The organism is Azospirillum sp. (assembly GCF_050789165.1).
In genome coordinates this window covers 1-23,310 of sequence record NZ_JBOZRT010000097.1, presented here as the reverse complement: position 1 = coordinate 23,310, position 23,310 = coordinate 1, and the positions used below count along the sequence as shown (strand labels likewise).

General features: G+C 70.3%; 21 protein-coding genes and 1 pseudogene. 7 read left to right on the top strand and 15 right to left on the bottom strand.

Going from position 1 to position 23,310, the window contains the following annotated elements; all coding sequences use genetic code 11:
* Positions 1 to 16 precede the first annotated feature (16 nt).
* Positions 17 to 445: a hypothetical protein gene (locus ACRWK7_RS21795; RefSeq protein ID WP_431858400.1), complete on the bottom strand. Its 429-nt coding sequence runs from the start codon at positions 443 to 445 to the stop codon at positions 17 to 19.
* A 102-nt stretch (positions 446 to 547) separates the two neighbouring features.
* On the opposite strand from ACRWK7_RS21795, the gene ACRWK7_RS21790 reads away from it, so the two are divergent.
* From ACRWK7_RS21790 to ACRWK7_RS21775, 4 genes are all read left to right on the top strand, one after another.
* A complete protein-coding gene (locus ACRWK7_RS21790; RefSeq protein WP_431858399.1) occupies positions 548 to 1,687 on the top strand; it encodes an NAD(P)/FAD-dependent oxidoreductase in 1,140 nt (379 codons plus the stop codon).
* 23 nt (positions 1,688 to 1,710) lie between these two features.
* Complete coding sequence (locus tag ACRWK7_RS21785; protein WP_431858398.1) at positions 1,711 to 2,202, top strand: hypothetical protein; 492 nt, start codon at positions 1,711 to 1,713, stop codon at positions 2,200 to 2,202.
* A gap of 198 nt (positions 2,203 to 2,400) precedes the next feature.
* Positions 2,401 to 3,066 (top strand): OmpW/AlkL family protein, encoded by a 666-nt coding sequence (locus ACRWK7_RS21780; RefSeq protein ID WP_431858397.1) that lies wholly within the window; start codon positions 2,401 to 2,403, stop codon positions 3,064 to 3,066.
* 151 nt (positions 3,067 to 3,217) lie between these two features.
* Positions 3,218 to 3,649 carry a CBS domain-containing protein gene (locus ACRWK7_RS21775; protein WP_431858396.1) on the top strand — a complete coding sequence of 144 codons (432 nt, stop codon included), beginning with the start codon at positions 3,218 to 3,220 and terminating at the stop codon, positions 3,647 to 3,649.
* Between the two features lie 100 nt (positions 3,650 to 3,749).
* Here ACRWK7_RS21775 and ACRWK7_RS21770 read toward each other — a convergent pair whose 3' ends face one another.
* The 7 genes from ACRWK7_RS21770 to ACRWK7_RS21740 form a co-directional block, all read right to left on the bottom strand.
* Entirely contained in the window at positions 3,750 to 4,400 is a 651-nt protein-coding gene (locus tag ACRWK7_RS21770; protein WP_431858395.1) for a response regulator, read from the bottom strand.
* A 195-nt stretch (positions 4,401 to 4,595) separates the two neighbouring features.
* Positions 4,596 to 4,934 (bottom strand): hypothetical protein, encoded by a 339-nt coding sequence (locus ACRWK7_RS21765; protein ID WP_431858394.1) that lies wholly within the window; start codon positions 4,932 to 4,934, stop codon positions 4,596 to 4,598.
* Between the two features lie 208 nt (positions 4,935 to 5,142).
* Complete coding sequence (locus tag ACRWK7_RS21760) at positions 5,143 to 6,933, bottom strand: acyl-CoA dehydrogenase C-terminal domain-containing protein (RefSeq protein WP_431858393.1); 1,791 nt, start codon at positions 6,931 to 6,933, stop codon at positions 5,143 to 5,145.
* Between the two features lie 16 nt (positions 6,934 to 6,949).
* The gene (locus ACRWK7_RS21755; protein ID WP_431858392.1) at positions 6,950 to 9,298 is read right to left on the bottom strand and encodes a 3-hydroxyacyl-CoA dehydrogenase/enoyl-CoA hydratase family protein; all 2,349 of its coding nucleotides are present in this window, start codon (positions 9,296 to 9,298) and stop codon (positions 6,950 to 6,952) included.
* Between the two features lie 17 nt (positions 9,299 to 9,315).
* Positions 9,316 to 10,452, bottom strand: a complete 1,137-nt coding sequence (locus ACRWK7_RS21750; RefSeq protein ID WP_431858391.1) for a thiolase family protein — start codon at positions 10,450 to 10,452, stop codon at positions 9,316 to 9,318.
* A complete protein-coding gene (locus ACRWK7_RS21745) occupies positions 10,449 to 10,910 on the bottom strand; it encodes a MerR family transcriptional regulator (RefSeq protein ID WP_431858390.1) in 462 nt (153 codons plus the stop codon). Before ACRWK7_RS21745 ends, ACRWK7_RS21750 begins: the two co-directional genes overlap by 4 nt.
* A 119-nt stretch (positions 10,911 to 11,029) precedes the next feature.
* Positions 11,030 to 11,833, bottom strand: coding sequence for a transporter substrate-binding domain-containing protein (locus ACRWK7_RS21740; RefSeq protein WP_431858389.1), 804 nt, complete (start codon positions 11,831 to 11,833; stop codon positions 11,030 to 11,032).
* Between the two features lie 247 nt (positions 11,834 to 12,080).
* Here ACRWK7_RS21740 and ACRWK7_RS21735 point away from each other — a divergent pair, with 247 nt between their 5' ends.
* Complete coding sequence (locus tag ACRWK7_RS21735) at positions 12,081 to 12,266, top strand: hypothetical protein (RefSeq protein WP_431858388.1); 186 nt, start codon at positions 12,081 to 12,083, stop codon at positions 12,264 to 12,266.
* Positions 12,267 to 12,428: 162 nt separating this feature from the next.
* Here the strand turns inward: ACRWK7_RS21735 and ACRWK7_RS21730 are convergent, their stop codons facing one another.
* Positions 12,429 to 17,189 (bottom strand): alpha-2-macroglobulin family protein, encoded by a 4,761-nt coding sequence (locus tag ACRWK7_RS21730; RefSeq protein ID WP_431858387.1) that lies wholly within the window; start codon positions 17,187 to 17,189, stop codon positions 12,429 to 12,431.
* A gap of 40 nt (positions 17,190 to 17,229) precedes the next feature.
* Positions 17,230 to 18,252: a LysR substrate-binding domain-containing protein gene (locus ACRWK7_RS21725; protein WP_431858386.1), complete on the bottom strand. Its 1,023-nt coding sequence runs from the start codon at positions 18,250 to 18,252 to the stop codon at positions 17,230 to 17,232.
* 105 nt (positions 18,253 to 18,357) lie between these two features.
* On the opposite strand from ACRWK7_RS21725, the gene ACRWK7_RS21720 reads away from it, so the two are divergent.
* Positions 18,358 to 19,797: a catalase gene (locus ACRWK7_RS21720; protein WP_431858385.1), complete on the top strand. Its 1,440-nt coding sequence runs from the start codon at positions 18,358 to 18,360 to the stop codon at positions 19,795 to 19,797.
* A 39-nt stretch (positions 19,798 to 19,836) separates the two neighbouring features.
* Here the strand turns inward: ACRWK7_RS21720 and ACRWK7_RS21715 are convergent, their stop codons facing one another.
* From ACRWK7_RS21715 to ACRWK7_RS21695, 5 genes are all read right to left on the bottom strand, one after another.
* Positions 19,837 to 21,009 carry an aminotransferase gene (locus ACRWK7_RS21715; protein ID WP_431858384.1) on the bottom strand — a complete coding sequence of 391 codons (1,173 nt, stop codon included), beginning with the start codon at positions 21,007 to 21,009 and terminating at the stop codon, positions 19,837 to 19,839.
* Positions 21,010 to 21,074: 65 nt separating this feature from the next.
* Complete coding sequence (locus ACRWK7_RS21710; RefSeq protein ID WP_431858383.1) at positions 21,075 to 21,347, bottom strand: hypothetical protein; 273 nt, start codon at positions 21,345 to 21,347, stop codon at positions 21,075 to 21,077.
* Positions 21,348 to 21,423: 76 nt separating this feature from the next.
* Positions 21,424 to 21,879 (bottom strand): hypothetical protein, encoded by a 456-nt coding sequence (locus tag ACRWK7_RS21705; RefSeq protein WP_431858382.1) that lies wholly within the window; start codon positions 21,877 to 21,879, stop codon positions 21,424 to 21,426.
* Positions 21,880 to 22,015: 136 nt separating this feature from the next.
* Positions 22,016 to 22,459 (bottom strand): type II toxin-antitoxin system VapC family toxin, encoded by a 444-nt coding sequence (locus ACRWK7_RS21700; RefSeq protein ID WP_431858381.1) that lies wholly within the window; start codon positions 22,457 to 22,459, stop codon positions 22,016 to 22,018.
* Positions 22,456 to 22,704: a type II toxin-antitoxin system Phd/YefM family antitoxin gene (locus ACRWK7_RS21695; RefSeq protein WP_431858380.1), complete on the bottom strand. Its 249-nt coding sequence runs from the start codon at positions 22,702 to 22,704 to the stop codon at positions 22,456 to 22,458. Before ACRWK7_RS21695 ends, ACRWK7_RS21700 begins: the two co-directional genes overlap by 4 nt.
* 185 nt (positions 22,705 to 22,889) lie before the next feature.
* Between ACRWK7_RS21695 and ACRWK7_RS21690 the strand changes: the two are divergent.
* Positions 22,890 to 23,310 (top strand): annotated as a pseudogene (locus tag ACRWK7_RS21690) (hypothetical protein); the annotation flags it as partial.

Genomic DNA, 23,310 nt, shown 5'->3' with positions numbered 1-23,310 from the left:
TATGGTCGTAGTGACGTCAGCGCGCCGCCAGCACCTCCGCCACCACGAACGCCGGCAGCCGGCCCAGCGCCGCGTCGTCCCTGCCCGACTCCGCCAGCCAGCGGGCGTGCGCGTCCAGCGCGCGGCGGAGCAGGTCGGCCCGGCCGTCGAAGGGGGCGGCGCCCAGCGCGGCGTCCAGGCTGGTGAGGAAGGCCGGCAGCGAGTCCTCCTTGTCGGCGAGGCCGCGCTCGCGTCCCTTGGGATCGAACCAGGCGTCGGCGGGCGCGCTGTCCTCGCGCGGCGGAACCACCATGCCGCCGATGTAGCCGGTCGGCTGCACCACCTTCCAGCCCTTGGTGTTCGGCCCGGTCGTCCAGCCCAGCGCCCGCGCCACCGCGGCGTTCAGCTCGCGGTCCGGCGCGCGGGTGGTGATGCGCGCGATCAGCGCGGGGATGTCGTCGGTCATGCTGCCTCCGCGGTTTCGCGCAACTCTACCGCAAAGGGTGCGGCTTGCGCGCGCTTTCGGTCCGTCGCACGATGCCCGGCAAACAGGAAGGGACGGACAGCCGTGCAACACGCGGATTTCCTGATCGTCGGCGCCGGCATGGCCGGGGCTTCGGCGGCGTACGAACTGGCGGCGATGGGCAGCGTGCTGCTGCTCGAGCGCGAGGCGCAGCCGGGCTACCACTCCACCGGCCGCTCGGCGGCGCTGTACACGCAGACCTACGGGCACGCGGTGGTGCGGGCGCTGACGGTGGCGAGCTGGGACTTCTACAGCGGCCCGCCCGACGGCTTCTCCGAGCACCCGCCGCTGTCCCCGCGCGGCGTGCTGCTGATCGGCCGCGCCGACCAGACGGCGGCGCTGGACGCCGCCTTCGCCGAGGGCCGGCGCCTGACGCCGTCGGTGGAGCGCTGGGACGCGGCGCGGGCGCTGGCCCGCGCGCCGCTGCTGCGCGCCGACTACGTCGCCGGCGCCGTGTGGGAGCCCGAGGCGATGGACCTCGACGTGCACGCCATCCACCAGGGCTACCTGCGCGGGCTGAAGGCGCGCGGCGGACGGATCGTCACCGACGCCGGGGTGCAGGCTGTGGAGCGCCGCGGCGGGCTGTGGGTGGCCCGCACGCCGGGCGGCGACTACGCCGCGCCGGTGCTGGTCAACGCCGCCGGCGCCTGGGCCGACTCGCTGGCGGAACTGGCCGGCGTGCGGCCGATCGGGCTGGTGCCGAAGCGGCGCACCGCGCTGACCTTCGATCCGGTGTTCGACGATCCGGCCGAGGCCGCCGGCCTGGACGGCTGGCCCATGGTGATCGACGTGGACGAGACCTTCTATCTCAAGCCGGACGCCGGGCGGCTGCTCGCCTCCCCCGCCGACGAGACTCCGGTCGAGCCCTGCGACGTTCAGCCCGAGGAATGGGACGTGGCCGTGGCTGTTGACCGTGTCGAGCAGGCGGTCCGCTTCCGCATCCGGCGGATCGCGCACCGCTGGGCGGGCCTGCGCAGCTTCGTCGCCGACAAGGTGCCGGTGGTCGGCTTCGACGGCCAAGCGGACGGCTTCCTGTGGCTGGCCGGACAGGGCGGCTACGGCATCCAGACGGCGCCGGCGATGGCCCGCACCGCCGCGGCGCTGGCCAGCGGCGGCGGACTGCCGGCGGAGATCGCGGCGCTGGGCGTGACGGCGGCCGACCTGTCGCCGGACCGCCTGCGCTGAGGCGTGAGGAGGAGGTTGGAACCATGAGTCTCGGTCGCACCCTGCGCGCCCTGGCGGGCGTGAGCCTGCTGGTCGCCTGCGCCAACCCCGCGGCGGACCAGGCGTTGTACGCGCAATCCGCGCTGATCGGCATGCCGAAGGCGACCCTGCTGTCCTGCGCCGGCGTGCCGGACCGGCAGGCCACCGTCGGCAACCAGGAGTTCTTCACCTACCGCAGCGGGCGAATCACCTCGTACCCCGGTTCGGTGGGTCTGTGGGGCGGGTATTGGGGGCCGGGCTGGGGCGGCTGGGGCTATCCCGCCTACGACGCGGACATCCGTTCCACCACCTGCGAGGCCACCTTCACGCTGCGCAACGGCGCGGTGGAGCGGCTGGTCTACGGCGGCGCCCCGGGTGGAACGAGCACGCTGGGACAGTGCTACTACGTGGTGGGGAACTGCCTGGCGCAGGTCCCGCACGGCGCGCCGCAGACGGGACTGCAACCGGGACCACGCCCGCCGGCACCGGCACCTTAGAAAATGCGAATACTTTCGGCGGTCTGATCAAAGCGCGCGCTCCGCGGGGGTGCGGCACTCCGTCACTGTGGCAGAGGCGCCGCAATTTGGCAGAAAGGTCATGGACGTCTGGTATAACCACAGAAACTTTGGTAGTAACCCTGCCAACAAGTTTTGCCTGACCTTCTGACAACAATCTGCCTCGGAGCATAAAAAATCATGAGCATCCTGAAGCGCGCCGCCGCCGCCCTGCTGGCGACCACCGCCGTCGTCGCCGTCGCCTCCACCGCCCAGGCCCAGGAGTTCAAGGGCATCAAGGCCGGCGACATCGTCGTCCGCGCCCGCGGCGTGTGGGTCGCCCCCTCCGAGAGCGGCGACGTGAAGGCCGGCGGCACCAACATCGGCACCGTGAAGGTCGGCAACGACTTCATCCCCGAGGTGGACGCCACGTACTTCGTCACCCCGAACATCGGCCTGAACCTGATCGCCGGCACCAGCCGCCACAAGGTCACCGCCGACACCGTGCTCGGCCCGGTGAACGTCGGCAAGGTGTCGCTGCTGCCGCCGGTGCTGACCGTCACCTACCACCCGCTGCCGAACCTGCAGTTCAGCCCGTACGTGGGCGCCGGCATCAACTACACGATTTTCTACAATGAGGATGCCGCCGGCGGCGTCATCAACTCGACGAACTACAAGAACCGCTTCGGCTGGGCCCTGCAGGCCGGTGCCGACTTCTACCTGACCGACAACCTGCTGCTGAACATCGACGTCAAGAAGGTCTTCCTGAAGACCGACGTGAACATCGGCTCGGCCGTCGGCCCGCTGAGCTCGAAGGTCACGCTGAACCCGTGGCTGGTCGGCGTCGGCGTCGGCTACAAGTTCTGATCATAAGTCCCCGCCCACCGGGCGGAGGACGCGAGGATTGGGCCGGGTACCCCCAAGGGTGCCCGGCCCTCTCTTTTTTGTGGCTTCTCCGCCCCCACCTTCTGATGTGAGCTTCATCGGATGAAGCCGCCCTTGCGAGGAAGGACGCCCCATGCACGTTGCCGCGGTGTTGAAGAGGAAGGGTACCGACATCGTTTCCGTCCACTCCGATGATCCCATCGGCGCCGTCGCCCGCATGCTGGCCGAGCGCCGCATCGGCGCCGCCCTGGTGATCGACGGCGGCGCCCCGGTGGGCATCCTGTCGGAGCGCGACATCGTGCGCGGCGTGGCGAAGCATGGCGCCGGCGCCCTTCAGCAGCCGGCCGCCACCCTGATGACCCGCGACCTGGTGACCTGCCGGCCGGACGACACGGTGGCGCACGTGATGGCGGTGATGTCGGAACGCCGCATCCGCCACCTGCCCGTCATGGACGACGGGCGGCTGGCCGGGCTGATCAGCATCGGCGACGTGGTCAAGGCCCGCCTGGACGACGCCGAGCTGGAGGTGGAGTCGCTGCGCGGCTACGTGGCCGGAATCGGGTAAGGGAACGGCGCCCCCTCCCTAACCCTCCCCCGCTATCGCGGGAGAGGGAACAAGCCCCCTCCACCGCGCAGCGGGGGAGGGCTGGGGAGGGGGCAAAACTCTATGACGACTGCGGGAACGCCATCGCCGCCTGGGTGCGGTTGCGCACGCCCAGCGACTTGAAGATCGCCGTCATGTGGATCTTCACGGTGCCTTCCGACAGGCCCAGTTCGTGCGCGATCTGCTTGTTGGACTTGCCCTCGCGCAGGCGCTCCAGCACCTCGCGCTGGCGCTGGGTCAGCAGCTGCTCCAGCGCCGGATCGGCCGGAGGCATGGCGCCGCGGGCCTCGCCGCCGACATCGGCCGCGGTGCCCTCGCGCAGAACGGTCGGCGGCACGTAGACGCCGCCCGAGAAGATGAGGTCGAGCGCGCTCAGCATGATCTTCACGCTGGACGACTTCGGGATGTAGCCGGCCGCGCCGTGCTCCAGCGCGTCGCGCACGTCGTGGTGCGCCTCCGAGGCGGAGATCACAACCACCTTGCCCTGCGGCTGCTTCTCGCGCAGCGCCTGGATGCCCGAGAAGCCGGGCCAGCCGGGCATGCGCAAATCGGTCAGGATCAGATCGAAGGCTTCGCCGCCGCCGCCGCAGATCTCCAGCATCTCATCGAAATTGCTGGCCTCGACGAAAACGCTGCCTTCCTTGAGCTGTTCGAGGAGCCGGCGCAGTCCCTCGCGGAAAAGCACGTGGTCGTCGCCGATCAGGATCCTCATGACAGTACCCCCATACGCAATCCCAGAGCCGGTTTCGACTGCCAATGCAAATGCTCCAGGCATTCACAACGCATATGCAGCAAAACCAGAAGATATAGAAGGTCTTTAACTTGTGTATTGACTAATGAGATGTACCACGCCCCCTACCTCCGGACAACCCGGATTCGCCGTTTGTCACACCGCAGGGCTGGAAGCCTAGGCCGTCCGTGAGGGGCTCCGCGTGGTCCCGCCGCTCGCCCGGCCCGGCAGCAAGACATAGCCCGGATCCCCGGCTCCATCAATCGGAAGCGCGGCCGGCGCCCCTAGCCCCATGGGGCGGCGGGAGCGCCGCACGGCCAGAACCGCGAGGGCGGCGCCGCCGAGCAACGCCATCCAGGCCAGCCACATCACCAGCGGGCCGAGCGGGATGCCGCCGCGCAGGGAAGCCAGCGTCAGCGTGACGGCCAGCAGTGCCCCGGCCGCCGTCAGAAGCGCCCCGGCCGCCCGCGGCGCCGTGCCGCGGGTGCCGATGAGAGCTTCCGTTCGAGTCGCCATCGCCTCGAGCATGCTCCGCATGTCCGCCCTTTCCCGGACCGTGGCGGCGGTCCGCCTGTTCGTAAGGGGTGCTTCCAATGGAAGCATAGCGGGCGCGGGATGCCGCGCAAATCCGACCTTGTCCTTATGCAATTCGGACGGGAGGACAAAAAATGGCGGGCCCTCGCGGGCCCGCCCCAGTGCAACGCGGAGGAACGCGTTGAAAGCCTCAGAACGCCGCGTCTTCCAGCTCCATCAGAGGCTTGGCGCCGGCCATGATGGTGATGAACAGCGTGTTCACCTGCGGCAGCAACTTGGCCATGTAGAACCGGGCAACCTTCAACTTGGCGTCGTAGAAGGCGGCGTTGCCCTCCCCAGCCGCCAGCTTGGCGCCGGCCGCCTTGGCCATCTTCAGCCACATCCAGCCGAGCGCCACCAGACCGAACAGACGCAGGTAGTCGGTCGCCGCGGCGGCGGCCTCCTCCGGATCCTTCAGACCCTTCTGGGCGATGATCGCGGTGGCCTGCTGCAGCTTGCCGAAGGCCTTGGCGACGGGGATCGCGTATTCGGCGAGCTCCTCGTTCTCCATGTCGACCTCCAGCTCGGCCTGGAGCGGGTGGAAGAAGCGGCGCAGCAGCCGGCCCATGTCCTGGCCCATCTTGCGGCCCACCAGATCCAGCGCCTGGATGCCGTTGGTGCCCTCGTAGATCTGGGCGATGCGGGCGTCGCGGACGTATTGCTCGACGCCGGTCTCCCAGATGAAGCCGTGGCCGCCGTGCACCTGCACGGCGATGTTGGCGACCTCCGAGCCGATGTCGGTGAACAGCGCCTTGACGATCGGCGTCATCAGCTGGACGAACTCGTCCGACTCCTGGCGCTGGCGCGCGTCGGGGTGCCTTTCAGCGAGGTCGAGGTGGTAGCCGACCAGCGCGCCCAGAGCCCGGCTGCCCTCGGTGTAGGCGCGGGCCGTGAGCAGGTTCTTGCGCACGTCCGGGTGCACGATGATCGGGTCCGCCGGCTTGTCCGGGAACTTCGCCCCCTTCACCGAACGGCCCTGCAGACGCTCCTTGGCGTAGGCGGCGGCGTTCTGGTAGCTGACCTCGGCCAGGCCGAGGCCCTGGATGCCGACCGCGTGGCGCGCCGCGTTCATCATGACGAACATGGCGCGCATGCCCTTGTGCGGCTCGCCGACCAGCCAGCCGGTGGCGTCGTCGAAGTTCATCACGCAGGTCGAGGACGCCTTGATGCCCATCTTGTGCTCAATGGAGCCGCAGGCGACGCCGTTGCGCGGGCCCGGCGTGCCGTCGTCCTTGGCCAGGAACTTCGGCACCAGGAACAGGCTGATGCCGCGCGTTCCCGCCGGCGCGTCCGGCAGGCGGGCGAGCACGAGGTGGAGGATGTTCTCGGTCAGGTCATGCTCGCCGGCCGAGATGAAGATCTTGGTGCCGGTGATCCGGTACGACCCGTCGTCCTGCGGCACCGCCTTGGTGCGGATGATCCCGAGATCGGTGCCGGAGTGCGGCTCGGTCAGGCACATGGTGCCCGACCAGGTGCCGTCCACCAGCTTCGGCAGGTAGCGGGCCTTCAGGTCTTCCGTACCGTACTTGTGCAGCGCGTTGTAGGCGCCCAGCGACAGGCCGGGGTACATGCCGAAGCTGAGGTTGGCGGAGCAGATGAACTCCTCCAGCATGGCGTTGACCAGCTTCGGCAGGCCCTGGCCACCGTACGCCGGGTCGCAGGACAGACCCTGCCAGCCGGCGGCGATGTACGTGTCGTACGCCTCCTTGAACCCCTTGGGCGTACGGACCACGCCGTTCTCGAACGTGCAGCCCTCCTTGTCGCCGGACTGGTTCAGCGGGAACAGCACCTCCTCGCACAGCTTGGCGCCCTCGTCGAGCACCTGGGCGATGAGGTCCGGCGTGGCGTCCTCGTAGCCGGGCAGCTGGGAGAGCTGCCCGACGCCGACGATCTCGTCGAGGACGAAGCGCACGTCCTCCAGCGGAGCCTTGTAGATCGGCATCGTGTACGTCCCTCCCTTAATTCCGCAGCGGCTTGCCGGTGGTCAGCATGTGCTCGATGCGATCCATGCTGGCCGGCGTGCGGATGAGTGCCATGAACCCCTTGCGCTCCAGCTCGAGGAGCTGGTCCTCGCCGACCGTCCGGGTGTGGTCGGTGTCGCCGCCGGTCAGCACCTCCGCCACGTGGCGCGACACCACGAGGTCGTGCGGCGTGGCCTTGCCCTGCAGCGCGAAGCCTTCGACGAACATCTCCAGCGCCACGAGGCCGGTCGGGCCGGGCAGCGTGTAGGTGGTCTTCTCGGGAGGGGTGTAGTTCTGCGCCAGCTCCAGGGCCTTGGCCTTGGCGTCGGCCAGCAGGCGGTCGCGGTTCATGGTGATGCCGTCGGACGGCTTCAGGTACATCAGCTCCTTGCCCTCGGCCGCCGACTTGCCGACCTTGGCGAGGCTGATGGTCTCGAACGCCTGGGCGACCGGGGGCATCGGGCCGGCCGGACGCTTCGGGTTGGCCGCGGCGCGGGCCAGCATCTCGGTGCAGCCGCCCCAGCCGGGCAGCAGGCCGACGCCGACCTCGACGAGGCCCATGTACGTCTCGGCGTGCGCCTGGACGTGGTCGGAGTGCAGCAGGATCTCGCAGCCGCCGCCCAGCGCCATGCCGCTCGGCGCCGACACCACCGGGAACGGCGCGTACTTCAGCGCCCGGTAGGTCTGCTGGCCCAGCTCGACCAGCTGCTCGATCTGCGGCCACAGCGCGATGTTCACCGCGAACATCGCCAGGCCCAGGTTGGCGCCGACCGAGAAGTTGTCCGCCTCGTTGTGGATGACCAGGGCCTTCCACTGGCCCTTGCCGTCGCCGATCAGCGCCATGGCCTTCTGGTAGGCGGCCATGGTGCCCTCGTCGAGCGCGTTCATCTTCGAGGTGAACTCGAAGCACAGCACGCCGTCGCCGATGTCCCAAAGGGAAGCGGAGCCGTTCTTCCACACCGGCTTGCCGCCGGCCGCGCGCTTGACATCGGCGAGCAGCAGCACGCCGTCGGGGCGCACCACGTCGTCGTAGATGCCGCCGGTGGTGAGGTACTGGAGCTTGCCGCCCTCGACCCGGTAGAAGCTGCGGCCGTCGGCCTGCGCCACCAGGGCGGGCACGGGGATGCCCTCCGACCGGCACAGCTCGGCGAACCACGCGGTGCCCAGCTTGTCGATCAGCTCGAACGGGCCGAACTTCCAGTTGTAACCGAGGCGCATCGCCTCATCGACCGCGACGATGGAGTCGGCGATCTCCGGCACCAAGCTGGCGGCGTAGGACAGCGTCTGCGCCAGCACCTTGCGGGCGTACTGGCCGGTCTTGTCGGGGAACTCGGCGAGCGCGCGCAGGTCCTTGCCGGCGGTGGTCACGCTCTCCAGCTTGACCCTCTCGGACACGCGGAAGGTGCCGGTCTGGAGGTCGATGGCCTCCTTGACGCGCTTCCCGCCCTCCTTGTTGACGCGGTAGAAGCCGCCCTTGCCCTTCCGGCCGATGTAGCCGTCGGCGATCATCTGCTTGATGACGGCGTGCTCGCGGTAGATGCCGCGGTAGAAGTCGCCCTCCGGCAGGGTGGACAGCAGGCTCCTGGCGATGTGCGGCATCAGGTCGATGCCGACGAGGTCCATCAGGCCGAAGATGCCGGTCTTCGGGATGCCCATCGGGCGGCCGGCGACGGCGTCCGCCTCCTCGACCGTCAGGCCGAGGCTGATCGCCTCGTTGACCGCCGCCTGGATCCAGGTGACGCCGATGCGGTTGGCGATGAAGCCCGGCGTGTCCTTGCAGCGCACCACGCCCTTGCCGAGCGACCGGTCGCAGACGGCGGCGATGGCCTCCGCCGCTTCCGCGCGCGTCTTCTCGCTGGTGACCAGCTCCAAGAGGCGCATGTAGCGCGGCGGGTTGAAGAAGTGGGTGATCAGGAAGTCGGCCTTGAACCGCTCCGACTGCCCCTCGGTCAGCATGTTGAGCGGGATCGTCGAGGTGTTCGACGACACCACCGAGCCCGGCTTGCGGACCGGGTCGATGCGCTGGTAGAGGGCGGCCTTGAGCCCGATGTCCTCGATGATCGCCTCGACGATCCAGTCGCACTCGGCGAGCAGGTGCAGGTCGTCCTCCAGGTTGCCCGGAGTCACCAGCTTGGCGTTCTTCGGGTGCATGAAGGCGGCCGGGTCGGCCTTCTTCAGGCGCTCCAGCGCTCCCTTGGCGATGGCGGAGCGGTCGCCGTCTCCATTCGTGGCCGACTTCGGCACGATGTCGAGCAGGACGACCGGGATGCCGGCGTTGGCGATGTGGGCGGCGATGCCGCTGCCCATCACGCCGGAGCCGATCACGGCGGCGCGTTTGATGTCCATGGAACTCACCTCCGCGCTCACACGGCCTCGAGGATGGTGGCGATGCCCTGGCCGCCGCCGATGCACTGGCTGGCCAGCGCGAACTGCTTGCCCTCGCGCTTCAGCAGCGCCGCCGCCTTGCCGGTGATGCGCGCGCCGGTGGCGCCCAGCGGATGGCCGAGGGCGATGGCGCCGCCGTCGAGGTTCAGGGTCGCCTCATCGACGCCGAGGTCGCGGATGCAGGCCAACGCCTGGGCGGCGAAGGCCTCGTTCAGCTCGACCACGCCGATGTCCTTGATCGACAGGCCGGCGCGGGCCAGCGCCTTCTGCGCGGCGGGGATCGGGCCCAGGCCCATCACCTCCGGCGCGCAGCCGGCGACGGCGATGGACCGGATGCGGGCGAGGATCGGCAGGCCGTTGGCCTTGGCGTACTCCTCGGACGTGACCAGCACGGCCGAGGCGCCGTCGGTCAGCGGCGAGGAGGTGGCGGCGGTCACCGAACCGTCGGCCAGGAAGGCCGGCTTCAGGCCGGACAGCCCCTCGGCGGTGGTGCCGGGGCGGATGCAGCCGTCGCGTTCGACCATGCCGTTCGGCGTCTCGATGGCGACGATCTCGTCGCGCAGCCGGCCGGCTTCCTGCGCCGCGGCGGCCTTGGCGTGCGAGGCGATGGCCATGGCCTCCTGCTGCTCGCGGGTCAGGTCATAGCGCTTGGCCACGTTCTCCGCGGTGATGCCCATGGAGGAGTAGGCCTCGGGGTAGCTGACCTTCAGGCCCGGGTGCGGCATCGGGTTGAAGCCCATCATCGGGATGCGGCTCATCGACTCGATGCCGCCGCAGACGAACACGTCGCCGGCGCCCATGGCCACCGCGCCGGCCGCCATGTGGATGGCCTGCATGGACGAGCCGCAGTAGCGGTTGACCGTCGTCGCCGCCGCGCTCGCCGGGATCTTCGCCAGGAAGGACACGGTGCGGGCGACGTTCAGCCCCTGCTCGCCCTCGGGGAAGGCGCAGCCGACGATGACGTCCTCGATGTCCTGCGGGTTGACCGCGGTGCGCTCGACCAGCGCCGCGACCACGCGGGCCAGCAGGTCGTCCGGGCGGACCTTGGCGAGCTCGCCCTTGTGGGCGAAGGCGAAGGGGGAGCGGGCGTAGCCCGCGATGACGACGGATTTCATGGGTTCTTGTCCTCCCTGGTGCTCGTCTCGTCGATGCCGTGGCGGCGAAGATGCGGGGTGAGATGTTCGGTGATCTGGGCGTCGATCCGGTACAGCTCGCCCAGCGTCTGCTGAACGTCGGCGAGCTGCCGTTCGAGCGCCGAAACGCGGCGGCGGGTCAGCGCCTGGAGGTGCTGCATCTGCCGCACCTGCCCGTCGCTGTCGTCGTAGAGGGTGAGGAACTCCTTGATCTCGGCCAGGCTGAAGCCCAGGCGCTTGCCCCGGCAGATCAGCACGAGGCGCGCCCGGTCGCGGTGGCCGTAGACCCGGTTCATGCCGTCGCGCGCCGGCGCCAGCAGCCCTTCGTCCTCGTAATGACGAATGGTCCGCAGCGTCAGGCCGAACTCATCGGCGAGCTCGCCGATGGTGTAGGTGCGCTGTCCGTCGCTGTCGATGCGCAGCGGCGCGGCCCCCGGCATTCCGTCCCTCCCGTACCTTACGTTGACGTAAACGTAAAGCGCGTGACCAAGCCTGTCAAGACCCCGCGTTTGGCTACGCCAAAAGCGGAGGGGGCGAACGATCCGCCCCACTCAGCCCGTCATTTCAGCCACTTGTCGAAGACCGCCTGGTACTCGCCGGTGGCGACGGCGCGGTGCAGCCACTGGTCGACGAACTGCTTCAGCACCATGTCGCGCGGCAGCAGGAAGGCCTTCTCGGAAAAGTCGAAGGGCTGGTCGGGGTGCACGGCGCACAGTTCGGGGTGCAGCTTCTGCTGCAGGCGCGTCTCCACCGCGTCGGTGATCATCAGGTCGGCCTTGCCGGCGATGATCTGGTCGAAGATCGTCACGTTGTCCGGGTAGACAGTGATCTCCGCCTTGGTGACGTTGGCCTTGGCGAACTTCTCGTTGGTGCCGCCGGGGTTGACGATCAGCTTCACGCCGGGCTTGTCGATGTCGGCGACGGTCTGGAAGCGGTCCTTGTTCTCGCACCGGGTGATCGGCGTCTTGCCGTCGCGCATCAGCGGAACGGAGAACAGCGCCTTCTTCTGCCGCTCCAGCGTCACCGACACGCCACCGACGCCGAGGTCGTACTTGTCCGACTCCAGGTCCTGCATCAGCGTCGGCCAGGAGGTCTTCACGAACTCCACCTTCACGCCCAGGGCCTTGCCCAGCGCGTTGGCGAGGTCGATGTCCATGCCCTCGAATTGCTGGGTCTGCGGGTTCAGGTAGGTGAAGGGCTTGTAGTCGCCGGTGGTGCCGACGCGCAGCGTGCCGGACGCCAGCATGGCGTCGAGCCGCGACGATTCGGCGGCCCTTGCTGCAACAGGAACGGTGAACGCGAGAACGGCGCCAAGCGCCGCGGCCAGACTCCACGAACGAAGACTCCACGACCGAACGGACATGCGGATCCCTCCCTCAGGGGCGTTGTTGCTTGCCCCAAGGGTACGGCGCGCACCGCAGGGTCAACACCCCTGACGTTCGGCATAGCTGACTAACAAACGGGTGCGGCGCGGGCGCGCAGTGACAGCTTGCCACGTTCATTTTCGCACCCGCGAAGGCCACCTTGGTCCTACCAATGACGCGGCCGCCGATGCAGCGGACGCGCACCTTCATCGAAGCCGGTATCCACAGGGCGGGTTAGGGACACCCATGTCGTCGCGCAGCATCGTCGCGCTTGGCCTCGGGATCCTCCTCATGGTGCTGCTGGGCACCCTGACGGTGGGCATGGCGCTGGCGTTCTACGTCGCGGTCACCGTGTTCTTCGCGGTGCTCGTCGGCGTGCTGCTGCTGATCGCCCGGCACCGCGGCGACCACCACGACGGGCACCGGGCGTAGGGCGCGGTCCCCAACGCCAGCCACTTTCCCAAACCGTCATCCCCGCGAAGGCGGGGAGCCAGCGTGAGCCGCGACAGCGGCGACATGAGTCATGGGGCTCGCGGACGCGAGCACTGGATCCCCGCCTTCGCGGGGATGACGGCCAAAAGGCGCTCGGGTGCCTCACTCCTCCTGCAGCACCCGCATCCGCGTCGCCGCCGTGCGCGCCAGCAGGTGGGGGCGGTTCATGTCCTCCACCAGGGCGCCGGGGGCGAGGTAGTCGCCGGGGGTCACCGCCCGCACCAGATAGACCAGCCGGAAGCCGGGCTTCTCCTTCGACAGGTCCACCGCCGCCACGAAGCGGTCCTCGCGGTAGTCCACGTGCCGGGCCTGCGACAGGGCTCCCAGCCACGTCAGGTCGCCGAGCTGCGCGCTGTCGGCCAGCCGCACGTTCTCGATCTCCAGCCCCGCGGGCAGCGGGTCGACCACCATGGCCTGATGCTCCAGCGGGTCGGTCGATTCGCCCTCCAGGATCACCACCAGCACTTCGTTGTGCTCGATGGCGGCGAGGTCCACCGGCGTGCCTTCCATGTCGAAGACCTTGCGGGTGATCTTCATCGACTGCTCATCGGCCGGCAGCGGCGCGGCGGGCACGCCGGCCACGGTCAGCGTCTGGCGCAACGGCTCGCCACCGGCGTTCTTCACCGCCGGCGGGGTGGCGGCGTCGATGCGCTGGGTGAAGGGACGGTTGCCCTCCACCGGCTGCTCGCCGACCACCAGCTTCACCGGGCCGGAGCGTTCGGCCAGCGCGCGCGAGGCGAGCAGCAACCACGCCTGCTCCTGCGCCGAGGGCACCGACAGCGTGGCGTAGGCCTTGGCGAGGCGGTCGGCGGCGGCGACGATGCGCTCGCGGTCGATGCCGGCCTCGGCCATCAGCGCCACCACGCCGGCCTGGTCGCGCACCACCGAGCCGTAGTCGCGCAAGGACGCCGGCACCACGCGGGCGCCGCCGGACAGCTTGTCGAACGCCTCCCCCGCCCGCTTGGCGTCGCCCAGGTGGGCGAGCGCGGCGGCGACCTGGGCGCGGGCGAAGTCGGTCTGCAGCTTGTTCCAGTAGGTCTCCTGGAAGTGCTGCGCGGCGGCCGTGTCCACCGCCTTGGCGCGGGCCAGGACATAGAGCGCGTAGGCGCGGCCCGGCAGCTCGTCGATGTCGAACCAGGAGTTGTCGATCAGCCCGCGCAGCCACTCCATGCCCTTGCGGTAGGGCGCGTCGGGCACGCGGTAGCCCGCGGCGCGGGCGCGGCCCAGCACGTCCATGGTGTAGGGGGTCAGCCACGGGTCGGCGTCGCCCTTCGGCGACCACAGCGCGAAGGCGCCGTCGGCGCGCTGCATGGTTAGCAGCCGGTCGAGCGAGCGCTGCACGCGGGCCTTCACCCGCTCCTCGGTGGACAGGCCGAGCGACACCGCGAGGTCGGCGCCCGACAGCAGCGGCAGCACGCGGCTGGCCGCCTGCTCGGCCGAGCCGTAGGGGTGGCGGTCCAGCGTCGCCAGCAGGCCCGGCGCGTCGAAGTCGGGCAGCGTGGTCAGCGACAGCGCCTGAATCACCGTCTCCGGCCGCAGCCCGGCCGCGAGGTCGGCGGGCACCTGCACCGCCTGCCCCGGCGCCAGGGTGGCCACCTGCCGGCGCACCACCATGGGGGCGGCCGGGCGCACCATCACCTCCCAGCCGCGGCTGTAGGTCCAGCCATTCGGGCCGGACACCTCCAGCGTCACCGTGCCCGTCCCGGCGGTGGTGCCGGTGAGCACGCGGCCGAGGCTGGCGCGCTTGCCGCGGGCGAGGTTCGGCACCTCGACCGCGCCGTCCTCCAGCGCCAGCGCACCGGACGCCTTCAGTGTGATCGTGTAGGCGCCGGCGGCGCCGTCCAGGTTGTCGAGCGTGGCGAGCACCTGCGCCTTGTCCCCCGGCGCCAGGAAGCGCGGCAGGGCGAGGTCGGCGACCACCTTGTCGCGCACCACCATGGTGGCGTCGGAGTGGCCCAGCCGGCCCTCGCTCCACGCCACCGCCATCAGGCGGACGCGCCCTTGGAAGTCCGGCAGCTCCAGCGGCACCGCCACCTTGCCGCCCTCGCCGACGGCCAAGATGCCGGAGAACAGCGAGACGACGCGCGACGTGCGCTGCGGCAGCGCGGACACCTGCCGCACCCGGCGCGGCGCCGGGCGCTCGGCGGCGCGCTCCGGCTCCGGCCCGATCAGGCGGCCGTAGACGTCGCGCAGTTCCACGCCCAGGTGGCGCTTGCCCAGGTAATAGTCGTTGGGATCGGGCGCCCAGAAATCGGTCACCTGCAGCACCGAGTCATCCACGGCGGCCAGCGTGACGAAGGCCGGCTTGCCCTCCTCGGCGCCCTTGACCGTCACCTCGGCGGTGACGGTGCGGCGCGGCTCCACCTCCGCGGGGGCGGAGACCTCGACGCCCAGCATGCGCGCCGCCGGGTCCACCGGCAGCCACGCCGAGCCGATGGCGCGGCGCGGCGCGCCCTTCAGCTGCGGGTCGGGCATGGCGAAGGCGGTGGCGACCACGTAGACGCCGCCGGTCCAGCCGCCGTCCACCGGGATCTGCAGGAAGGCGCCCTCCGGCCCGACCTCGCGGGTCAGCGCCTGATGCACCTTGCGGTCGGCGACGGCGACCAGCACCTGGCTCTTGTAGGGCGGCTTGACGTAGACCCACGCGGTGTCGCCGCCCTTGTAGCTGGGCAGCATGGCCGTGACCTCGACCTTGTCGGGGCGGTCGGCGGCGGTGGGGGTCATCCACCAGCCGGCGGCGAAGCGCACGCTGGTCGCCACGCCCGACGCGCGGTCCGACACCTCCAGCCGGTAGCGGCCGGCGCCCACCGGTTCCTCCACCGCGGCCGGCTTGGCGGCGGTCGGCGACAGGGTGCCGCCGGTGACGCGCTTGTCCTTGACCTGGACCTTGTAGTCCCAGCGGCCGTTCGCCTCGTACCAGACGTACTCGTACTCCTCCTCGTACATCTCGTAGGCGAGGTCGGACCTGTCGATCGGCGCACCGTCCGGGCCGACGGCGATCACGTCGAAGCCGGCGGTCGCCCCCTCCGGCACGCCGTCGCCGTCGAAGCGCGGCTTGACGCCGATGGCGAAGGGCTGGTGGCGCACCGGCAGCACCAGCTCGCGGCTGACCGGCCGGCCGCCGATGTCGAAGATGCTGGCGCGCAGCACCGCCTCCAGCGGGCGGGTGTTCTCCGGTTTGCGCTCCAGCTTCACCTCCGCCTCGGCCTTGCCGGCGTCGTCGGTGGTGAAGCCCGGCAGGTCGGCGCGCTGCGGCTGCACCTCCTCCTGGGCGAGGCCGAAGCGGTAGCCGGCCTGCTCCGGGTACGGGTTGCGGGCGGCGCGCAGGGTCAGCGACAGCTCGCCCGGCAGGTCGGCGGCGGGGGCGCCGAACAGGTAATGCGCGTCGATGGCCAGCTTCGCCGTGTCGCCGGGAGAGAGCCGCTTCGCCGCGGCGGTCATGCCGAACTCCAGGCGCGGCGGCACGAAATCGTCCACCAGCAGGTCGATGCGGCCGATGGCCGGCCCGTCGGGCTCGGCGTGGGCGGTGAGGCTCCAGGTGCCGGGGAAGGCGCTGGACGGCAGCTCGACCCGCGCCGCGTAGCCGCCGGCGCCGGACTCGGTCAGCGTGCGCCGCTCCACCTCGAAGCCGTCGGGGCGCAGCACCTTCAGCGTCAGCGGCTTGCCCGTGACCGCGTTGACGTTGGAGTCGCGCAGCAGCACGGCGAGGTTCACCGCCTCGCCGGGGCGGTAGATGCCGCGTTCCGCGTACAGGAAGGCGTCGAGCGGCCCCGGCGTCGCCCGTCCGCCGGGCACGCGGTCGGACACGTCGAAGCCCGGCACCGACAGGTCGAGGAAGCCGAAGTCGGCGCCCCGCTCGGCGAAGATCGCCTGCGGCGCCTCGTTGCCGGTGCGCTTCAGCGCCGCCGCGTCGATGCGGGCGATGCCGTCGGCACCGGTGGTGACCTTGCCCAGCTCCGCGTTGTTGCGCGCCAGCAGGCGCAGCGACACGCCGCCGGCCGGCTCCGCCTTCGACAGGCTGCGCGCGAACACCAGCAGCCCGTCGTCGCCCAGGATGGTGTTGAGGCCGAGGTCGGAGACGACGAACCACTGCGTCGCCTTCGACGCCCAGCCGTCCGCCGCGCCCTCGGCGCCGGCCACGGCGACGTAGACGCCGGGCTCCAGCGTGCCGAGCACGGCGTCGATCGGGAAGGCGGTGACGACCGGCGCGTTGCGCACCGACTGCACCGCCATCTCGCCCTTCCAGACCTCCTGCGCCGCCTTGTCGAGCATGACGCCGACGTCGTAGTCGGTGAGCTGCTGGTTGATGCGGCCGAAGTAGAACTGCTCGACCACCGCGCGGTCGGTCAGGCGCAGCACCTGCAGGCGCGCGCGCTCGACGTTGATGGTGCGCAGCGGCAGCCCTTCCGAGCCGACCCGCGGCAGGATGTAGCCGGCGCCGCGGAAGGCGAGGCTCGGCTTGCGGTTCGGCACCTCGATCAGGCGCTGCTCGGTGGCGGCCAGCGTGCGCTCGCCGGCCGACGGCAGGCCGGCGCGCAGCGTGACGTCGTACATCTGCCCGTGCTGCAGGCCCTCGACGCACAGCGTCTTGTCGCGCGCCACCACGTTGCCCTCGACGCGCGGCTGCACCTCGACGTAGGCGCGGTAATCGACGGCGCGCGACTTCTCCAGCGGTTCGGTGAAGGTGAAGCAGACCTGCGGCGCGTCGCGCTCCGCCAGCACCTCGCTGCCGCTCACCTGGAAGCCGACGGGGGCCGGCGGCTCGACCGGCGGCACCTGCGGCGGCGCGGTCTCGGCGGCAAGCGCCGACACGGCCGCACCGGCGACGAGGATGGCAAGGACACGCGCCAAGGCACGCTGCATGACCGGAAACCCTTGGAAGAAGAGGACGCGCCGGAGTGGGCTACCCCGCACGGTTCGGCGGCGGAGTATGCCGAAGTGGCAGGTCGGTTTCCAGCGGCGGTTTCGGGGGTTGCCCCCTCCCCATCCCTTCTCCGCTGTGCGGGAGAGGGGGCAGGCGCGGCACCGCCCGCAGCCCCGGAATCTCCAGATCCCGCAGGCGCTTCGCCAACTCCATGAACCGCGGCCCGCGCGGGTCGGAGCGGCGCCACACCAGCCCGATCCGCCTGCCCGGCCCTTCGGGCCCGAGATCGACGTAGCGCACCAGCGAATCCGCGTCCGAGCGCCGCGCCGCCAGCAGCGGCATCAACGTCCAGCCCTCCCCCGCGGCGATCATGTGCCGCAGCGTCTCCAGACCGGTGGCGTGGCGCGCGGCGCGGGTGCCGAGGGCGCACACCGCCAGCGCCTGGTCGCGCAGGCAATGCCCCTCGTCGAGCAGCAGCAGCCCCTCCATCCCCAGATCCACCGGCGGCGGCGCGTCCGCGCTCGCCAGCGGGTGGTCGGCGGCGCAGGCGACGACGAAGGGCTCGACGTACAGGTCGGCCTCGACCAGCCGGTCGTCGCCGAGCGGCGTCGAGGCCAGCAGCAGGTCGATGGTGCCGGCCAGCAGCTCCGCCGTCAGGCCGGCGGTGCGGCCCTCGCTGAGGCGGAACTGGGCCTTCGGGTACGCCTCGCGCAACGGACGCAGGATCAGCGGGAACAGGTACGGCCCGACCGTCTCGATGGAGGCCATGCGCAACGGCCCGGCCAGGTCTCCACGCCACTGCGCGCCAAGATCGAGCAGGGTCCGCGCCTCGGCCAGCACGACGCGGGCCTGCGCCACCGCCGCCTCGCCGAAGGGGGTCAGCATGACGGTGCGGCCGCGCTCGAAGACCGGGGCGCCCAGGCGCTCCTCCAGCTTGGCGACCTGCGCGCTCAGCCCCGGCTGGCTGACGCCGCAGCGCTCCGCCGCCTGCCGGAAGTGCCGGAGGTCGGCCACCGCGACCAGATACTCCAGATCGCGCAACGTGATGCCCGCGAGCGTCATCCACCCATCCGATAACCTGCATCTATCGATACGATATGATCAATCGTTTGGACCGATCAAGCACGCTGCGTCATCGTCCGTCCAGACACAACGGGGGACTTCCCAATGACGACGCTGACGACGACCTTCGGCATCCCGGTTTCCGACAATCAGAACAGCCTGACCGCCGGCCCGCGCGGCCCGGTGCTGATGCAGGACTTCCACCTGATCGAGAAGCTCGCCCACTTCAACCGCGAGCGGATCCCGGAGCGCGTCGTCCACGCCAAGGGTGCCGGCGCCTACGGCACCTTCCGCGTCACCCAGGACATCAGCCGCTACACCAAGGCGAAGCTGTTCGGGCAGGTCGGCAAGGAGACGCCGGTGTTCCTGCGCTTCTCCACCGTCGGCGGCGAGAAGGGCTCCGCCGACGCCGAGCGCGACCCGCGCGGCTTCGCGCTGAAGTTCTACACCGAGGAGGGCAACTGGGACCTCGTCGGCAACAACACGCCGGTGTTCTTCCTGCGCGACCCGCTGAAGTTCCCGGACTTCATCCACACGCAGAAGCGCAACCCGCAGACCAACCTGAAGGACCCGACGGCGGTGTGGGACTTCTTCTCCCTGTCACCGGAGACCATGCACCAGTTGACGATCCTGTTCAGCGACCGCGGCACGCCGCGTAGCTACCGCCACATGGACGGCTTCGGCAGCCACACCTTCAGCGTCTACAACGACGCCGGGGAGCGGTTCTGGGTGAAGTTCCACTTCAAGACCCGCCAGGGCATCCAGAACCTCACCGCCGAGCAGGCGGTGCGCATGGCCGGCATCGACCCCGACCACGCCACCCGCGACCTGTTCGCCGCCATCGAGGACAAGCGCTTCCCGTCCTGGACCATGTCCGTGCAGATCATGCCGGAGCTGGAGGCCGACGCCTACCGCATCAAACCGTTCGACCTGACCAAGGTGTGGCCGCACGCCGACTACCCGCTGATCGAGGTCGGCGAGCTGGAGCTGAACCGCAACCCGGAGAACTTCTTCGCCGAGGTCGAGCAGGCCGCCTTCAGCCCGGCCAGCGTGGTGCCCGGCATCGGCTTCTCGCCGGACAAGATGCTGCAGGGGCGCCTGTTCGCCTACGCCGACGCGCACCGCTACCGGCTGGGCGGCAACTACGGCGCGCTGCCGGTGAACAAGCCGCAGGGCTGCCCGGTGCACAACTACCAGCGCGACGGCGCCATGCGCTTCGACGGCAACGGCGGGCGCGGCCCGAACTACGAGCCGAACAGCTTCGGCGGCCCGACGCAGGCCGGCCCGTCGGCGGGCGAGCCGCCGCTGCGCATCACCGGCGACGCGGCGCGTTACGACCACCGCCAGGGCAACGACGACTTTTCGCAGGCCGGCGCGCTGTTCCGCCTGATCGGCCCGGAGGCGCAGGCCCGCTTGATCGCCAACATCGCCGGCAGCCTGTCCATGGCCCCGCAGGCGATCCAGCGCCGGCAGCTGGAGCACTTCTTCGCGGCGGATCCGCTGTACGGGAAGGGCGTCGCGGGTGCGCTGGGGATGGCGGGGTAAGGGCGCAAAGCCCCTCTCCCTCAACGGGAGAGGGGCTGTTTACTTGGCAAACCGCGCCTTCAACCGCTCCACCGCCGCGTCCAGCACCTCGTCCTTCTTGGAGAAGCAGAAGCGGATGACGGTGGTGGGCGCGTTCTCGACGTAGAAGGCGCTGACCGGGATCGCCGTCACGCCGGCCTCCGCGGTCAGCCAGCGGCAGAACGCCTGATCGTCGCCGTCGAAGCCGGTGGAGGCCGCAATGGATGTGATGTCCACGGTCAGGAAATAGGTCCCGGCGCTCGGCATCACCGTCAGCCCGGCCTCGCGAAGCCCCGCCGCCAGCCGGTCGCGCTTGGCCTGCATGGAGGCGGCAAGGCCGGTGAAGTACGCGTCCTCCTTGCCCAGCCCGTAGGCCACCGCGGCCTGGAGGTTCGGCGGCGTGGTGAAGGTGATGTACTGGTGCGCCTTCGCCACCGGCTGCAGCAGGTGCGGCGCGCCGGTGATGTAGCCGACCTTCCACCCCGTCAGCGAGAAGGTCTTGCCCGCCGAACCGATCTTCAGGCAGCGGTCGCGCATGCCCGGCAGCGTGATCAGCGGGATGTGCCGCCGGCCGTCGAAGACCAGATGCTCGTACACCTCGTCGCACACCGCGAAGGCGTCGAAGCGCTGCACGAACTCGGCCAGCAGCTCCAGTTCGGCGCGGCTGAACACCTTGGCGGCGGGGTTCAGCGGGTCGTTGATGAGGACCAGCTTGGTCTTGTCGGAGAACGCCGCCTCAAGGTCGGCGCGGGTGAAGCTCCAGTCCGGCGCCTTGAGGTTGACGTAGCGCGGGATGCCCCCGGCCAGCCGCACGATGGGCAGGTAGCTGTCGTACATCGGCTCGAACAGCACCACCTCGTCGCCCGGATCGATGAGGCCCAGCAGGCTGGCGGTCAGCGCCTCGGTCGCGCCGGAGGTGACCATGGTCTCGGTCCGCCAGTCCACGTCCAGGCCGTAGAAGCGCTTGGCATGGCTGGCGAGCGCCTGCCGCAGCTCCGGCGTGCCCATCATCGAGGGGTACTGGTTCCAGCCCTCCAGGATCGCCTTGGACGCCGCCTCCAGCACGTCGGCGGGGCCGCGCTCGTCGGGGAAGCCCTGGCCCAGGTTGATGGCGCCATGCTCCTCCGAGAGGCGCGACATCACCTCGAAGATGGTGGTCCCATACCCCGACAGGATCGCGTTGCCAGCCTTCACCGCTCTCATCTCCTCTCAACCGGAGACGGGAGGATGGCAGCGCGGGGCGGTGAAAGTCCAGCCGATCAGCGCTTGCGGAAACGCTGGCGCAGCTTCTCGAACGGATAGAACAGGCGCGGCCAGCGGCGCTTGGCGCGGACGAACAGGCGGCGCGCGTCGGCGGAATTGCGCAGCAGCAGCATGCCACCCAGCGCGATCACCGGAATGCCGCCCGGTCCGGGCAGCGGTGCGATCAGCACGCCCAGCGCGATGATCGTCCAACCCATGCCGATCAGCACCAGCTGACGGACACGGTCGTACGACAGTGTGGCGGTCTTGGCGGCGTGGCGACGGTCCATGGCGGCCCCGAAGTCTCCCTGCGCGGTCATTGCCCAGGCATATGGGAGCGCACGGGGGCGCTGAACACCCTCCCCCTCAGTGCAGTGTCGGGGACGCCGGCATCCAGCGCAGCCCGTCGAGACGGAACAGCACCTCGTTCACCTCGGCCGGCTCGGGCTGCCAGCCGAACTCGCGGGCCAGCTGGTCGCGCGCGGCGTCGGCGCGCAAGGCGGCGTCCAGGCAGCCGGGCTGGGTCGGCGACACGCAACGGCGGTCGGCGGTGCTTTCCAGCATCAGGCGGATCATGCGGTCGCGCTTGGAGCCGTCGACGAAACCCGAAGCGTCGAAATACAGCTTGGTGAACTCGACCTCGGCAAGGCGCGGCTCCCCGCCTTCGTCGGTGACCAGCACCGCCGCGACGAGGTTGACGCAGCGTCCGGCAAAGTCCGGGATCGGCGCCACGCCGTCGTCGGCGCGGTCGAACGCGTGGCTCGGCAGTTCGACGAGCCGCCCGGACGTCTCCTGTACGAGGTAACGGCGCCACACGGGCATGACCGCCTCCCGACTGGTTTCCCCAAACCCCAAAGGGAAGCCTACAGCATTCCGCGCACGATGGGAAACAGGCAGAGGTTCGTAGGCGAAACCGCATTCGCGGCGATTGCCGGATAAGGCGATGGGAGGGAAGCCCTCACGCGTCGCCCGGCAGGCGATCGCGCGGATCGGCGACGGCGACCCGCATGGGCGCAAAGTGGCGGACGTTCTCGGTCACCACCGTCATACCCCGCAGGTCGGCGGTGGCGGCGATCAGCGCGTCCTCGCTTCCCGGCTCCGTGCCGTTGGCCTGGGCCAGCGCCAACAGATCGCCGGCGCGGCGCGCCACCTCCGGATCCACCGGGAGGATGCAGTCGCCGTAGAAGGTGAGCACGTCGTCCAGCCACGCCTCCAGAAGCGCCGCCTTGCGGGTGGCCCCGCGGTGGCGCAGGCGGGCGACGCCGTACTGCACCTCCATGAGGGTGACGGCGCTGAGGTACAGCGCGTCGCTGTTGCGCTCCAGCCAGTCGGCAAGTGCGCCGCCATCCCCCTGCGACGGAGCGGTCCGCGACAGGATGTTGGTGTCGACGACAAAGCTCATTCGAAGGTACCGCGCAACGCACGGGCCGGCCGCCGAGCCGGCAGGTCATCGTCGTCCAGCGGACAATCCGCCAGCAGGCGGCCGAACGACGGCACAGCGGTGGACAACCGCCGCCACTCTTCCTCCGACACGACGACGACGGCAGCCCTGCCGTGCCGCGTCACCCGCTGCGGGCCATGCTCCAACGCCTCGTCCACGAGGGTGCTGAACTGGCTGCGCGCTTCCTGAAGCTGCCACGTGCGCATGTCGGGCTTCCACTCTGTACAGTCAGTACAGATTTGATCGGGAAGCACGCGCTGTCAAGCACCGGGGGAAACCGCACCCAAGTGTGGCCCGGCTCACATCAGGGCCGGGCGCGTGTCGGTAGGGTCCTGTCATCGACAACGCGCCGGACGCGACAGAGCGCCGGCCCCCTCACAGGAGACCGACCATGATCCGCACCTCGCTCCTCGCCGGCTTCGCCACCCTGGCCCTGCTGTCCGCTCCCGCCATGGCGCAGAACGTCGCCAACGTCTCGAACACCGCCGCCGGCATCGGCAACAGCGCCGAGCAGAGCGCGCTGGTGATGCAGCGGAGTAAGGGCATGTTCGCCGGCCCGAACAGCGCCAGCGTCTCGAACACCGCGGCCGGCATCGGCAACTTCGCCGGCCAAGCGGCCACCGTGAAGCAGCGCTCCGGCGGGCTGTTCTCCGGCGGTTCGACCGCGACGGTCGGCAACACCGCGGCCGGCATCGGCAACACCGCGCTCCAGGGTGCCACGGTGATGCAGCGCTCCAAGGGCCTGTTCGGGCCGTCCAACGCCGCCAACGTCCAGAACCTCTCCGCCGGCATCGGCAACTTCGCCGGCCAGG

What these genes read in the sequence shown, in the direction of transcription:
- ACRWK7_RS21765 (WP_431858394.1), bottom strand. Translation starts at nt 4,934, where the DNA reads ATGGCGACTCGAACGGAAGCTCTCATCGGCACCCGCGGCACGGCGCCG.
- ACRWK7_RS21725 (WP_431858386.1), bottom strand. Translation starts at nt 18,252, where the DNA reads ATGACGCTCGCGGGCATCACGTTGCGCGATCTGGAGTATCTGGTCGCG.
- ACRWK7_RS21785 (WP_431858398.1), top strand. Translation starts at nt 1,711, where the DNA reads ATGAGTCTCGGTCGCACCCTGCGCGCCCTGGCGGGCGTGAGCCTGCTG.
- ACRWK7_RS21730 (WP_431858387.1), bottom strand. Translation starts at nt 17,189, where the DNA reads ATGCAGCGTGCCTTGGCGCGTGTCCTTGCCATCCTCGTCGCCGGTGCG.
- ACRWK7_RS21760 (WP_431858393.1), bottom strand. Translation starts at nt 6,933, where the DNA reads ATGCCGATCTACAAGGCTCCGCTGGAGGACGTGCGCTTCGTCCTCGAC.
- ACRWK7_RS21710 (WP_431858383.1), bottom strand. Translation starts at nt 21,347, where the DNA reads ATGGACCGTCGCCACGCCGCCAAGACCGCCACACTGTCGTACGACCGT.
- ACRWK7_RS21750 (WP_431858391.1), bottom strand. Translation starts at nt 10,452, where the DNA reads ATGAAATCCGTCGTCATCGCGGGCTACGCCCGCTCCCCCTTCGCCTTC.
- ACRWK7_RS21695 (WP_431858380.1), bottom strand. Translation starts at nt 22,704, where the DNA reads ATGCGCACGTGGCAGCTTCAGGAAGCGCGCAGCCAGTTCAGCACCCTC.
- ACRWK7_RS21770 (WP_431858395.1), bottom strand. Translation starts at nt 4,400, where the DNA reads ATGAGGATCCTGATCGGCGACGACCACGTGCTTTTCCGCGAGGGACTG.
- ACRWK7_RS21705 (WP_431858382.1), bottom strand. Translation starts at nt 21,879, where the DNA reads ATGCCCGTGTGGCGCCGTTACCTCGTACAGGAGACGTCCGGGCGGCTC.
- ACRWK7_RS21755 (WP_431858392.1), bottom strand. Translation starts at nt 9,298, where the DNA reads ATGGACATCAAACGCGCCGCCGTGATCGGCTCCGGCGTGATGGGCAGC.
- ACRWK7_RS21740 (WP_431858389.1), bottom strand. Translation starts at nt 11,833, where the DNA reads ATGTCCGTTCGGTCGTGGAGTCTTCGTTCGTGGAGTCTGGCCGCGGCG.
- ACRWK7_RS21700 (WP_431858381.1), bottom strand. Translation starts at nt 22,459, where the DNA reads ATGAGCTTTGTCGTCGACACCAACATCCTGTCGCGGACCGCTCCGTCG.
- ACRWK7_RS21735 (WP_431858388.1), top strand. Translation starts at nt 12,081, where the DNA reads ATGTCGTCGCGCAGCATCGTCGCGCTTGGCCTCGGGATCCTCCTCATG.
- ACRWK7_RS21720 (WP_431858385.1), top strand. Translation starts at nt 18,358, where the DNA reads ATGACGACGCTGACGACGACCTTCGGCATCCCGGTTTCCGACAATCAG.
- ACRWK7_RS21745 (WP_431858390.1), bottom strand. Translation starts at nt 10,910, where the DNA reads ATGCCGGGGGCCGCGCCGCTGCGCATCGACAGCGACGGACAGCGCACC.
- ACRWK7_RS21795 (WP_431858400.1), bottom strand. Translation starts at nt 445, where the DNA reads ATGACCGACGACATCCCCGCGCTGATCGCGCGCATCACCACCCGCGCG.
- ACRWK7_RS21775 (WP_431858396.1), top strand. Translation starts at nt 3,218, where the DNA reads ATGCACGTTGCCGCGGTGTTGAAGAGGAAGGGTACCGACATCGTTTCC.
- ACRWK7_RS21780 (WP_431858397.1), top strand. Translation starts at nt 2,401, where the DNA reads ATGAGCATCCTGAAGCGCGCCGCCGCCGCCCTGCTGGCGACCACCGCC.